This window comes from Streptomyces sp. NPDC044002 (genome assembly GCF_056434525.1).
In genome coordinates, this window is sequence record NZ_JBWKEZ010000121.1 from 1 (window position 1) to 11,755 (window position 11,755).

At 74.0% G+C, this 11,755-nt stretch carries 11 protein-coding genes; 1 reads left to right on the plus strand and 10 read right to left on the minus strand.

Annotated elements, in window-relative coordinates; translation table 11 throughout:
- Positions 1–234: 234 nt before the first annotated feature.
- The 7 genes from pheT to infC form a co-directional block, all read right to left on the minus strand.
- Positions 235–2,763, minus strand: coding sequence for a phenylalanine--tRNA ligase subunit beta (gene pheT / locus AC07A6_RS40385; RefSeq protein ID WP_478780422.1), 2,529 nt, complete (start codon positions 2,761–2,763; stop codon positions 235–237).
- The gene (pheS, locus tag AC07A6_RS40390) at positions 2,763–3,890 is read right to left on the minus strand and encodes a phenylalanine--tRNA ligase subunit alpha (RefSeq protein WP_285546213.1); all 1,128 of its coding nucleotides are present in this window, start codon (positions 3,888–3,890) and stop codon (positions 2,763–2,765) included. The genes pheT and pheS overlap by 1 nt, the downstream gene beginning before the upstream one ends.
- A 162-nt stretch (positions 3,891–4,052) precedes the next feature.
- Positions 4,053–5,324, minus strand: coding sequence for a sensor histidine kinase (locus AC07A6_RS40395; protein ID WP_362473768.1), 1,272 nt, complete (start codon positions 5,322–5,324; stop codon positions 4,053–4,055).
- 55 nt (positions 5,325–5,379) lie between these two features.
- Entirely contained in the window at positions 5,380–6,234 is an 855-nt protein-coding gene (locus AC07A6_RS40400) for a TrmH family RNA methyltransferase (RefSeq protein ID WP_478780425.1), read from the minus strand.
- Between the two features lie 170 nt (positions 6,235–6,404).
- Entirely contained in the window at positions 6,405–6,791 is a 387-nt protein-coding gene (rplT, locus tag AC07A6_RS40405) for a 50S ribosomal protein L20 (RefSeq protein WP_007263143.1), read from the minus strand.
- A 101-nt stretch (positions 6,792–6,892) separates the two neighbouring features.
- A complete protein-coding gene (gene rpmI, locus AC07A6_RS40410) occupies positions 6,893–7,087 on the minus strand; it encodes a 50S ribosomal protein L35 (RefSeq protein WP_030770466.1) in 195 nt (64 codons plus the stop codon).
- Between the two features lie 99 nt (positions 7,088–7,186).
- Positions 7,187–7,882, minus strand: coding sequence for a translation initiation factor IF-3 (gene infC, locus AC07A6_RS40415; RefSeq protein ID WP_362473773.1), 696 nt, complete (start codon positions 7,880–7,882; stop codon positions 7,187–7,189).
- A 325-nt stretch (positions 7,883–8,207) separates the two neighbouring features.
- Here infC and AC07A6_RS40420 point away from each other — a divergent pair, with 325 nt between their 5' ends.
- Positions 8,208–8,573 carry a DUF1844 domain-containing protein gene (locus tag AC07A6_RS40420; RefSeq protein ID WP_042800665.1) on the plus strand — a complete coding sequence of 122 codons (366 nt, stop codon included), beginning with the start codon at positions 8,208–8,210 and terminating at the stop codon, positions 8,571–8,573.
- Between the two features lie 173 nt (positions 8,574–8,746).
- Here AC07A6_RS40420 and AC07A6_RS40425 read toward each other — a convergent pair whose 3' ends face one another.
- Genes AC07A6_RS40425 through AC07A6_RS40435 form a run of 3 tightly spaced genes read right to left on the minus strand, consistent with a single transcriptional unit; the run spans position 8,747 to position 11,490 of the window.
- Positions 8,747–9,490 (minus strand): SseB family protein, encoded by a 744-nt coding sequence (locus AC07A6_RS40425; protein ID WP_478780423.1) that lies wholly within the window; start codon positions 9,488–9,490, stop codon positions 8,747–8,749.
- Between the two features lie 12 nt (positions 9,491–9,502).
- A complete protein-coding gene (gene mycP / locus AC07A6_RS40430) occupies positions 9,503–10,690 on the minus strand; it encodes a type VII secretion-associated serine protease mycosin (protein WP_478780424.1) in 1,188 nt (395 codons plus the stop codon).
- Positions 10,687–11,490 (minus strand): hypothetical protein, encoded by an 804-nt coding sequence (locus AC07A6_RS40435; RefSeq protein ID WP_362473783.1) that lies wholly within the window; start codon positions 11,488–11,490, stop codon positions 10,687–10,689. The genes mycP and AC07A6_RS40435 overlap by 4 nt, the downstream gene beginning before the upstream one ends.
- Positions 11,491–11,755 lie beyond the last annotated feature (265 nt).

Consider the following 11,755-nt stretch of genomic DNA (forward strand, 5'->3'; position numbering starts at 1 on the left):
TGCGCTCAAACGTCGCGCGGGCTGGATTTCGCGCAGCGAAATTCCAGCCCCGCCGGCGTTTGAGGCGCGGGGGTCTGGGGGCGGAGCCCCCAGGGAACGGGCGAAGGGCGGGTAGGGGAACTCGCCCCGCGCAGCGGCGGCCCCGCCGCAGCGGCACCCGCACGCCACCCGAACGGGTGAGGGGCGCGTCCGGTGGTCCGGACGCGCCCCTCAGAGCGATTCAAGCGAAAGGCGCTACGCGCCCCGCAGCACCGCCCCGGTCCGCTCGCCGGCCAGCGCCACCGCGGCATCGCGCGCCGCCGTCGACTCCTCGGCGGTCAGCGTCCGGTCGGCCGCGCGGAAGCGCAGCGCGTACGCGAGGGACTTCTTGCCCGCGCCGACCTGCTCACCGGTGAAGACGTCGAACAGCCGCAGCGACTCCAGCAGTTCGCCGGCGCCCTTGCGCAGCGCGTCCTCCACCGCCGAGGCGGGGACGGAGGCGTCCACGATCAGCGCGACGTCCTGGGTCGCCACCGGGAAGGTGGAGATCCGGGGCGCCTGCACGGCCTCGCCGCCGGCCGCCGCGAGGCGGTCCAGGTCGAGCTCCATGGCGCTGGTGCGGGCCGGCAGGCCCATGGCCTTGACCACGCGCGGGTGCAGCTCGCCGGCGTGGCCGATGACCTGCTCGACACCGTCGAGGGTGACGACCAGCTCGGCGCAGCGGCCCGGGTGCCAGGGGCCGTACTGGCCCTGGCGGACGACCAGCTCGGCGCCGGCCTCGACGGCCAGCGCGCGGGCGGCCTGGACGGCGTCCGCCCAGTCGGCCGGACGGCCCTTGCCCCACCAGCCGGCCTGCTCGCGCGCACCGGCCAGCACGACCGCGGCGTACCGCGGCTGCGCGGGCAGGGCCGCGTCGAGGGTGGCGACCTCCTCGTCCGTGGGACGCCGGTCGACGGGCAGGCGTACGGCGACGCCCGCCTCGGCGGCGGCACGGAAGACCGAACCGGTCTCGAAGAGCGCGAGGTCGTGGCTGCCCCGGCTGTCGTTGCGGCGCAGCGCGCCCAGCAGGCCCGGCAGCAGCGTGGTGCGCAGCGCCGGCTCCTCGTCGGACAGCGGGTTGACCAGCTTGACGACCTGGCGGCTCGCGTCGTGCGCGGGCAGCTGGAGCTGGTCGAAGACGGCCTCGCCGATGAACGGGTAGCTCAGCGCCTCGACGTAGCCGGCGCCGGCCAGCGCGCGGCCGACCCGGCGGTGCAGCTGCTGGCGCGCGGTCAGGCCGCGGCCGGAGGGCACCTGCGGGAGGGGGGACGGGAGGTTCCCGTAGCCCTCCAGCCGGATGACCTCCTCGGCGAGGTCGTTGGGCTCGGCGAGGTCGGGCCGCCACGAGGGGACGGTGACGACGAGCTCGTCCTGGCCGTAGACGTCGCAGCCGATCTCCTGGAGGCGGCGCACGACGGTCTCGCGGCCGTACTCCATGCCCGCGACCCGGTCCGGGTGGTCGGCGCCCATCGCGATGGTGCGCGGGGCGCCCGGGGCGGTGAGCTCGGTGACGCCGGCCTCGGCGGTGCCGCCGGCGAGCAGCACGAGGAGGTCGACGGTCCGCTGCGCGGCCGCGGCGGCGGCCTGCGGGTCGACGCCCCGCTCGAAGCGCTTGGAGGCCTCGGAGGAGAGCTTCAGGCGGCGGGCGGTGCGCGAGATCGACACGGAGTCGAAGTGCGCGGCCTCGATCACCACGTCGGTGGTGCCGGTGACGGCGCCCGTCTCCGGGTCGGTGACGGAGTCGGCGATCTCGGTGTTGGCGCCGCCCATGACACCGGCGAGCCCGATCGGGCCGCTGCTGTCGGTGATCACCAGGTCCTCGGCGTCGAGCGTGCGCTTGACGCCGTCGAGGGTGGTGAACTTCTCGCCCTGCTCGGCACGGCGGACGCCGATGGCGCCGTCGAGGCGGGAGCGGTCGTAGGCGTGCAGCGGCTGGCCGAGCTCCAGCATCACGTAGTTGGTGATGTCCACGGCCAGCGAGATCGGGCGCATGCCCGCCTTCTGGAGGCGGCGCGTGAGCCAGATCGGGGACCGCGCCTCGGGGTCGAGGCCGGTCACCGTGCGGGCGGTGAAGCGGTCGCAGCCGGCCGGGTCGGAGATCTGCACGGCGTAGCCGTACGAGTTCGGCGCGGGGACGTCGAGCAGCGCCGGGTCGCGCAGCGGCAGGCCGTACGCGGTGGCGGCCTCGCGGGCCACACCGCGCATGGACATGCAGTAGCCGCGGTCCGGGGTGATGTCGATGTCGAGGACCTCGTCGACGAGCTGGAGCAGCTCGATCGCGTCTGTGCCCGGCTCGTACTCCGGCGGCAGCACGATGATGCCGTGCGTGCCGTCGTCGCCCATGCCGAGCTCCTCGCCGGAGCAGATCATGCCGTGCGAGGTCTTGCCGTACGTCTTGCGCGAGGCGATCGCGAAGTCGCCGGGCAGGACGGCGCCGGGCAGGACCACGACGACCTTGTCGCCGACGGAGAAGTTCCGGGCGCCGCAGACGATCTCCTGCGGCTCGCCGGTGCCGTTGGCGGTGCCGACGTCGACCGTGCAGAAGCGGATCGGCTTGCGGAAGCCTTCGAGCTCCTCGATGGTCAGCACCTGGCCGACGACGAGGGGGCCCTTGAGGCCGGCGCCGAGCGTCTCGACGGTCTCGACCTCCAGGCCGGCGTCGACCAGCTTGGCGGCCACGTCACGGCCGGTCTCGCCCGCGGGGAGGTCGACGTACTCCCGCAGCCAGGAAAGCGGGACGCGCATCAGATCTCACTCCCGAACGGCCGGGTGAAGCGCACGTCACCCTCGACCATGTCTCGCATGTCTTCAACGTTGTGACGGAACATCAGCATCCGCTCGATGCCGAAGCCGAAGGCGAACCCGCTGTACTTCTCCGGGTCCACACCGCAGGCGGTGAGCACCTTCGGGTTCACCATGCCGCAGCCGCCGAGCTCGATCCAGCCCTCGCTGGAGCAGGTACGGCAGGGGCGGTCGGGGTTGCCCACCGACTCGCCGCGGCAGACGTAGCACTGCATGTCCATCTCGGCGGACGGCTCGGTGAAGGGGAAGAAGTGCGGGCGCAGCCGGGTGGTGGTCTGCTCCCCGAAGAGCTCCTTGACCATGTGGTCGATGGTGCCCTTGAGGTCGGCCATGGTCAGGCCCTCGTCGACGGCGAGCAGCTCGACCTGGTGGAAGACCGGGGTGTGCGTCGCGTCGAGCTCGTCCGTGCGGTACACGCGGCCGGGGCAGACGATGTAGACGGGGGGCTTGCGCTCCAGCAGCGAGCGCGCCTGCACCGGGGAGGTGTGGGTGCGCAGCACGACGCCGGACTCGTCGCCCTCGGTGCCCTTGGGGCCCTGGACGAAGAAGGTGTCCTGCATCTGGCGCGCCGGGTGGTCGGGCGTGAAGTTGAGGGCGTCGAAGTTGAACCACTCCGCCTCGACCTCGGGGCCCTCCGCGACCTCGTAGCCCATGCCGACGAAGATGTCCGCGATGCGGTCCATCAGCGTGGTCAGGGGGTGGCGGGCGCCGGCGGGCACGCGGTCGTAGGGCAGCGTGACGTCCACCGCCTCCTCGACCAGCACCCGCTCGTCGCGCTCGGCCTCCAGCTGGACCGTGCGGGCCCCGAAGGCCTTGTTCACGGCGCCGCGGGCCTGTCCGACGCGCTTGCCCGCCTCGGCCTTGGCCTGGGGCGGCAGGGCGCCGATCTCGCGGTTGGCGAGCGCGAGGGGCGAGCGGTCGCCCATGTGCGCGGTCTTCGCCTCGCGGAGCTCGTCGAGGTCGCCGGCGGACGCGAAGGCGGCGAGCGCCTCGTCCCGCATGCGCTCGATCTCTTCCGGTTTCAGTGCCTCGACCTCGACAGGGTCGTACGACTTGTTCGGTGCCGACATCTCTTCCCGTACTTCCGATGGCTGGCTGGTGGGTCCCCGCGCGACGTGATCGAAACGCCTCGGGCTCGATCGGCACAAGGACACAAAGGTGCCAAAGGACGAGTCTAAGGGCCGCCGGGGGTGGAGGAGCCCGTGGGCCGCCCGGTGAGACTCTCCGCAGGGTTACTGGGTGAGGTAGGCCGGGGCGCTCACGGGCAGGATAAATCGGAACTCGGCGCCGCCTCCGGGGCCGCGGCCGACCGTGATGGTGCCGCCGTGCGCCTCCACGATGCCCTTGACGATGTACAGGCCCAGGCCGGTGCCGCCGCGCTTGCTCCCCCGCCAGAAGCGGGTGAAGACGCGGGCCATCGACTCCTCGGGGATTCCGGGGCCTTCGTCGGTCACGGTGACGGCTGTTCCCTTCTCGTGCGGTGCCACGTCGATGGTGACCGTTCCGTCACCGTGGCGCACCGCATTTTCGAGGAGGTTGCCGAGGATCTGGTCGATCTTGTCGGGGTCGGCCCAGCAGTCGGGCAGCGGGCTGCTGACCCGTACGAGGAACCGCTCGGGTGCCTGGCCGTTCGCGGTGAGGGCCTGGACGTGGCGGCCCACGGCGGCGGCGAGGTCGACGGGCTGGCGGCGGACCTCCAGGCGGCCGGAGTCGATGCGGGAGATGTCGAGGAGCTCGGCGATCAGCCGGGTGACGCGGTTGGCGTCGGCGTCGACGGTCTCCAGCATCAGCCGCTTCTGGTCGTCGGTGAACCGCTCCCACTTGGCGAGCAGGGTTGCGGTGAACCCCTTCACGGAGGTCAGCGGGGAGCGCAGCTCGTGCGCGACGGTGGCGATCAGCTCGGCGTGGCTGCGTTCGGTGCGGCGCCGGGCCTCGGTGCCGCGCAGGGTGACCACGAGGCGGCTGAGGGGGCCGGTGGGGTGGGTGCGCACGTAGCGGGCGGAGACGAGCACCTCGCGCCCGCCGGGCAGCAGCAGGTTCCGCTCGGGCTGGCCGCGCCGGGTGGCGAGTCCCCCGTACGGGTCGGTCAGCGTCCACCAGCGGCGGCCTTCGAGGTCCTCCAGGGGCAGCGCGCGCTCGATGCGGGCGCCGATGGCCTGGCCGGCGGGGATGGCGGTGATTCGAGAGGCGGCCCGGTTGAAGCAGACGACGTGCCCGGTGTGGTCGGCGACGACGAGCCCGTCGGGCAGCTCGTCGGGGTCGATGACGGGGTCCGCGCCCTCGCCGGGGGTCCGGGCGGGCCCGCGCGCATCGGACCGCCCGGCCTGCGGCGGTACGAAGCCGAGTGCGTCGGGGGCGGCCGCCGGGGCCGGTGCGCCGCCGGGCGCGCCGGGGCCGGGCACGGTCCGGCCGGGCCGCTCGGCGCCGGGGGGCGTCGGGGCCTGCCCGAACGGCTCCTCGGCCGCGTCAGCGGCCCCCGGCGAGCTGTTCGTACCGACGGTCATGTCCCCGTACCCCACATCTCCGGGTAGCTCAGTGGGCCCCCGGACCGCCACATTACTAGCTGGGGGTCACGGAGCGGCACCCTCCGGGCGCCCGCTGTGCACGGGCGGACGCGTAGAGGCACACGGCGGCGGCCGTCGCGAGGTTCAGGCTCTCGGCCTTGCCGTGGATCGGGACCCGGACGACGGCGTCCGCGAGGGCCCGGGTCTCCTCGGGCAGGCCCCAGGCCTCGTTGCCGAAGACCCAGGCGGAGGGCCCGCCCATGGTGCCCGCGTCGAGCTCGGCGTCCAGGTCGTCCTGGCCCGCCCCGTCGGCGGCGAGGATCCGCGCTCCGGCGGCCCGCAGACCCTCCACGGCATGCTCCACCGGCACGCCGACGGCGACGGGGAGGTGGAAGAGGGAGCCCACGGAGGCGCGTACGGACTTCGGGTTGTACAGGTCGACGGAGGCGTCGGTGAGCACCACGGCGTCGGCGCCGGCGGCGTCGGCGCAGCGCAGGACCGTGCCGGCGTTCCCGGGGTCGCGGACGTGGGCGAGGACGGCGACCAGGCGGGGCCCGGCCTTGAGGATGTCCTCGAACGGCGAGTCCAGGAAGTGGCAGACACCGACCAGGCCCTGCGGGGTCACGGTCTGCGAGACGTCGGCGAGCACCTCGTCGGAGGCGTAGTGGACGCGGGCCCCGGCCAGCAGCGCGGCCTCGACGATGTCGGCGTAGCGTTCGGCGGCCTCGACGGTGGCGAACAGCTCGATCAGGGTCGCGCCCTGGGCCCCGCGGTGCTCGACCGCCTCGCGGACGGCCTGCGGGCCCTCGGCGATGAACCGGCGCTCCTTGGTGCGGAAGTTGCGCCGCGCCAGCCGGCGGGCGGCGGCCACCCGCGGGGATCGGGGGGAGATCAGCTCGTGGTGACCCAGGTCGGCCATGGTCTCTGCGGTCTCTCTCGGGGTGCGGGCCGCGCGGGGCGCGAGCGGTGCGGGCACGGGCGGTACGGGGGCCGGCCCGCCGTGCGGGGAAAACACTCGGACCCGCAGGCGAATCGCCTGCGGGTCCGAGGATGCCGACTGCTTACGCGGCCGGCCAGGCCTTAGGCAGCGGCCTTCGGCGCGTTGACGTCGGCCGGGAGGGCCTTCTGCGCGACCTCGACCAGCGCGGCGAACGCGTTGGCGTCGTTGACGGCCAGCTCGGCGAGGATCTTGCGGTCCACCTCGATGTTGGCGGCCTTCAGACCCTGGATGAGGCGGTTGTACGTCATGCCGTTCTGGCGGGCAGCGGCGTTGATGCGCTGGATCCACAGCTGACGGAAGTCGCCCTTGCGCTTCTTGCGGTCGTTGAAGTTGTAGACCAGCGAGTGGGTGACCTGCTCCTTGGCCTTGCGGTACAGGCGCGAACGCTGACCGCGGTAGCCGGAGGCCGCCTCGAGGATCGCCCGGCGCTTCTTGTGGGCGTTAACTGCCCGCTTGACGCGTGCCACTTTTTACTCCTTGTAGCGGGGCCGTGGTTGTCGTCACACGACCCGGAAATTCGATGGGGTCCCGGTGCTGACGTCCCGCTCCCCAGGGGGAGCGGAGGACATCAGATGCCGAGAAGCTTCTTGATCTTCGCGGCGTCGCCGGGAGCCATCTCCGCGTTGCCGGTCAGGCGACGGGTGAGGCGGGACGACTTGTGCTCGAGCAGGTGGCGCTTGCCGGCGCGCTCACGGAGCACCTTGCCGGAGCCGGTGACCTTGAAGCGCTTCTTGGTACCGCTGTGCGTCTTGTTCTTCGGCATGGCGCCGTTATCTCCTCGTCGGTGGCGCTCCCGCCGGTCCGGGGACCGGCTCGCGGGAGCGTCATGTTGTTGGGTGATCCAGGACGGGCTGTCCCGGGATCAGGCCTCGGTGTTGGCCTCGGCGGAGCCGTCGGCCTCGACCTCGGCGGCGGCCTCGACGGCCTCCGTCTCGGCCGGAGCCGCCTCGGCGGCGGTACCACCCTGGCGCTCGGCCTTGCGGGCGGCCTGCGCCTCGCGGGCTTCGGCCATCGCCTCGGTCTTCTTCTTGTGCGGACCGAGAACCATGATCATGTTTCGGCCGTCCTGCTTCGGGTTCGACTCGATGAAGCCGAGCTCCTCGACGTCCGAAGCGAGACGCTGCAGCAGTCGGTAGCCGAGTTCCGGCCGGGACTGCTCGCGACCACGGAACATGATCGTGATCTTGACCTTGTCGCCCTGCTTGAGGAACCGAACGACGTGACCCTTCTTGGTGTCATAGTCGTGCGGGTCGATCTTCGGCCGGAGCTTCATCTCCTTGATGACCGTGTGCGCCTGGTTCTTGCGCGCCTCACGGGCCTTCATGGCCGACTCGTACTTGAACTTGCCGTAGTCCATGAGCTTGCAGACCGGCGGACGAGCGGAGGCCGCGACCTCGACCAGGTCCAGGTCGTACTCCTGCGCGAGCTCAAGCGCCTTCGCAAGCGGAACAATGCCCACCTGTTCGCCGCTGGGACCGACGAGTCGCACCTCAGGGACGCGAATCCGATCGTTGATGCGGGGCTCGGTGCTGATGGATCCTCCTCGGTAGCACCACACGGCTGCCTGGCAGACAACCGCTGACGTCTTCTGTCGTCAGACCTCACCGCGGCGGAGAATCAAAAAAAGCCCCGCCGGGCACAGGCAGGGGCTCCAAAACAACCGGAGCACCGCCGCGTGCGAACCGCGGGGCGCAACTCGGCGGCTTCCCATCGTCCGTACGGAACGATGGACACCGCCTGACCGGAAGACCCGCCTCCCCGGAGGGTGGTCGGGTGGGAGATCGGAGCCTCCACTTGTGGGCCGGGCACACAGGTGTCCGGCCGGTCGATGTACATAGTACCCCACGCAATGCAAGGCCGCCGCACGACCTATCGTGGAGCGCATGACTGACGCGACGCCCTCCGATTCCACCACTCCCGACTACGACGAGATGACCCGCGACATCGCGGACGTCCCGGCCGTCGAGGTCATCACCACGGTGGCCGTCCACCTGCTGAGCGCCGCGGCGGTCAACCTGGGCCTGGACAAGCCGGACTCCGAGCACAAGGACCTCGACGAGGCCCGCAAGCTGATCACCGCCCTGGCCGGCCTGGTCACCGCCAGCGCCACCGAGATCAGCTCCTTCCACGCCGCCCCGCTGCGCGACGGCCTGAAGTCGCTCCAGCTCGCCTTCCGCGAGGCCTCGATCGTCCAGGACGAGCCGGGCCAGGGCCCGGGCGAGAAGTTCACGGGCCCGGTCTACGCCTGATTTTTTGGGCCGGCTTCGCCTCCGGGGCGCTCAAGCCGGGCTCACAGGTCCGGCCGTGCTCGAAAACCGCTCGTTCCTCACGGTTTCCTCCGCGCGGCCGGACCTGTTCCCCCGGCGCGCCCCTTCGGCTCAGCCGCCCGTGCGAGCTGCGAGCCCGAGTGCCCGGCGGAGCCTCAGCGGCGCGTGAAGAGCGCCTCCCCCGGCGGGACCGGGCCGCCGGGCGGGAGCAGGGCCAGGTCCAGGCCGCGTACGAGGCGGCCGCGCAGGGTCTCGTCCGCCGCCAGGGCCTCGGCCACCCGGCGGGCCGCCGGGGCGGGCTCGGCGTCGGCGGAGAGCACGATGGCCAGGGTGCCGTCCGCGTCGGCGCCGCCCCGGGCCAGGTGGGCGCGGAGCACGGCGGGCTCGGCGGCCACGGCCGCCCGTACCGCCTCGCGCACCGCCGGGTCCGCCAGCGGGTCCGCGTCCGTGCGGCCCTCGGCCAGCGCGAGCAGCGCGGGGCCGGTCAGCTGGTACGGGACGGGGCCCGCCAGGTCGATGACGACGGTGTCGGCCTTCTCGTGCGCGGCGGCGGCGAGCGCCTGGTGCAGCGGGACCGCCACCGGGCGGGCCGCCGGGTCCCACAGGGCCAGCGAGGCGATCGAGGTGAAGGCGGGCAGCGCCCGCCGGTTCCCCGCCGTCAGCGTCGGCACGGCCATGTCGCTGGTCTTCTCGCGCTTGAGGCCGGTCTCCGGGTCCGTCTCGACCTCGCCGAGCATCGCCACGACGGGGACCAGCAGCCGGGCGTCCTTCAGCGCCGCCAGCAGCTGCGGTTCGGCCGCCCGGTCGGCCGCCCAGGCGGCCAGGGCGGCGCTCAGCCGCGGGTCGGCGGTGCCGTCGTCGTCGGAGAAACCGGGGTCTGGAATGTTCTTGGTCGCCACAATCAACCGACCCTATCCCGACGTGTCCCGCCGTGCGGCGCGCGGGCGCCGGGCCAGTACGGCGGCCAGCACCAGCAGGACCGCTCCCCCGGCCGCGGCCGCCGGGACCCCGGGCACCTTCGGGCGCCCGGCGGGGCGGGCCTGCTCGGGGCCGGGGCCGAAATACCGCCGCCCGGCGGCAACAGCGGCCGGGGCGGGCGCCTCGGGGCGCAGCGCGGCACCCGCCTGGAGCGCGGCGACGGGGTCGACCGTGCCGTGGCCCCTCGCGTCGTCGCGGCCGCCGGCGGGGCGCTCGGCGGCGGTGTCCTCCAGCAGCTTTTTGACCTGGGCCGGGGACAGACCCGGGTGGGCGGCCTTGACGAGGGCCACGGCGCCGGAGACGAAGGCCGCGGCGGCGCTGGTGCCCCAGCCCTCGTAGTAGGAGCGGTCGGGGTCGGCGATGACCACGTCGACGCCGGGGGCGCTGACGGTGGCGTACCAGTGGCGGGTGGAGAACGGCGCCTTGCGGCCCTGGCGGTCGACGGCCGCGACGGCGATGACGCCGGGGTAGGCGGCGGGGTAGGAGGTGTGGTCGCCGCGTTCGCCGCCGTTGCCCGCGGAGGCGACGACGACCACTCCCTTGCCGAGCGCGTACTGGACGGCCTCGTCCTCGGCGGCCTCGTGGTGCGCGGAGTCGCTGTCGTCACCGAGCGAGAGGTTGATCACGTCGGCGCCGTGGTCGGCGGCCCAGCGGATGCCCTCGGCGAGGGCGCCGGACTTGCTGTCGCGGGCCTTGTTCCGGCCCGGGTCGCCCTCTTCGAGGATCACCCGGACCGGGAGGATCTTCGCGTGGGGCGCGATCCCGAGGACTCCTTGGGAGCGGTCGGGGCCGTGGCCCCGGCCCGCGATGATGCTGGCCATCGCGGTGCCGTGGCGGGCCCAGGCGCGGTCTCCGCGGCCGGCGCCCATGCCGACGAGGTCGGTGCCGTCGAGGACCTGGCCGCTGAGGTCGGGGTGGGTGGCGTCCACGCCGGTGTCGAGGACCGCGACGGTGACCCCGTCGCCCTGGGTGGTGCCCCAGGCCTCCTCGGCGCGCAGGGCGAGCAGGCCCCACTGCCGGTCGCGGATGGTGTCGGCGGCGGCGGGGTGGGCGGCGGTCACGGTGAGGAGGGCGGCGGCGAGGCCGGCGGCGGCAGCCGCGCGCAGGGGGGCCGGGTTCATCGGGCAGCCCCCTTCGAAGGTGCCGCGCCCGGCGCCGCGTCCGGGGCGGCGAGTGCGGTGAGGGCCTGTGCGACCCGGTCGGCGGCGGCCTTGGCGTCGTGGCCTAGCCCGGCTTCGGCGACGGTCCCGGTGGCGCCCTCGCGGACCGCCTCCTCGGCGGGGACGGGGCTGTCGACGGTGCGGCCGTCGGCGAAGGCGGAGACGGCGTAGACGACGGCCGGGGCCTCGGCGGAGACCGCCGCCGTCCAGGCGGCGCGGCGCGCGTCGGCGTACTCGTAGGCGGGCGGGACGGTGAGGCGGCCCCGGAGGGCGGCCATGGCACCGGCGTCGGCGGGGGTGAAGACCAGGCCGACGGTGACGAGGGAGCTGCGGGTGGCGTCGGTGTAGGTGGCGCGGAGCACGCGGGTGCAGCCGGTGGCGGCGAGCGCGGCCCGCCAGGCGGCGGGCAGGGCGGCCGCGCAGTCGGCGTCGGGCGCCAGGGCGATCCGCGTCCAGCGGCGGTCGGCTCCGCCGGGGCCGGCGTCGGGGGCGTCCAGTACGGGCGGCAGCAGGCCGTCCGCGGGGGCCGACCGCCACAGCGAGGCGGCCTGCCGGTAGGCGGCGTCCGGGGGCAGGGGGCGGTGCGCGGCGCGGTGGTCGCTCCAGGCGGTGGCGGCGGCACCGGCGAGGAGGGCGCTGCCGAGGAGGGCGCACGCGGTGGCCGTGACGACCCGCACGGGGTGGCGGCGGGGGCGGGGGGCCGGGGGCGGCGGCGGCTCGGGGGCGTCCAGGACCTCGGTCCGTGGTGTCGTCGTGGTCATGCGGCGGCTCCGCCCCCCGGTTCCGTACGGCTGCCTGCCCGTACTTTACGTGCCCGCTGCCCTGGCCGGGCGTTCGGGAGTCCGGGGGCGGTGGCGCCGGCCTCCCGGGGGCGGGCCGCCCGGCGGCCGCGCGGGGCCGCCGTGTGCCGCTGCGCGGGGCGGTCCCCTACCCGCCCTTCCACCGTTCCCAGGGGCTCCGCCCCTGCCCCCGTTCGCCTCAAACGCCGGCGGGGCTATGGACAGCCCCGCCGGCGTTTGAGGCGCG

Bases quoted from the DNA above. Each gene is read 5' to 3' on its own strand.
- rpmI (WP_030770466.1), bottom strand. From the start codon at position 7,087: ATGCCGAAGAACAAGACGCACAGCGGTACCAAGAAGCGCTTCAAGGTC.
- AC07A6_RS40420 (WP_042800665.1), top strand. From the start codon at position 8,208: ATGACTGACGCGACGCCCTCCGATTCCACCACTCCCGACTACGACGAG.
- pheS (WP_285546213.1), bottom strand. From the start codon at position 3,890: ATGTCGGCACCGAACAAGTCGTACGACCCTGTCGAGGTCGAGGCACTG.
- AC07A6_RS40395 (WP_362473768.1), bottom strand. From the start codon at position 5,324: ATGACCGTCGGTACGAACAGCTCGCCGGGGGCCGCTGACGCGGCCGAG.
- mycP (WP_478780424.1), bottom strand. From the start codon at position 10,690: ATGAACCCGGCCCCCCTGCGCGCGGCTGCCGCCGCCGGCCTCGCCGCC.
- pheT (WP_478780422.1), bottom strand. From the start codon at position 2,763: ATGCGCGTCCCGCTTTCCTGGCTGCGGGAGTACGTCGACCTCCCCGCG.
- AC07A6_RS40435 (WP_362473783.1), bottom strand. From the start codon at position 11,490: ATGACCACGACGACACCACGGACCGAGGTCCTGGACGCCCCCGAGCCG.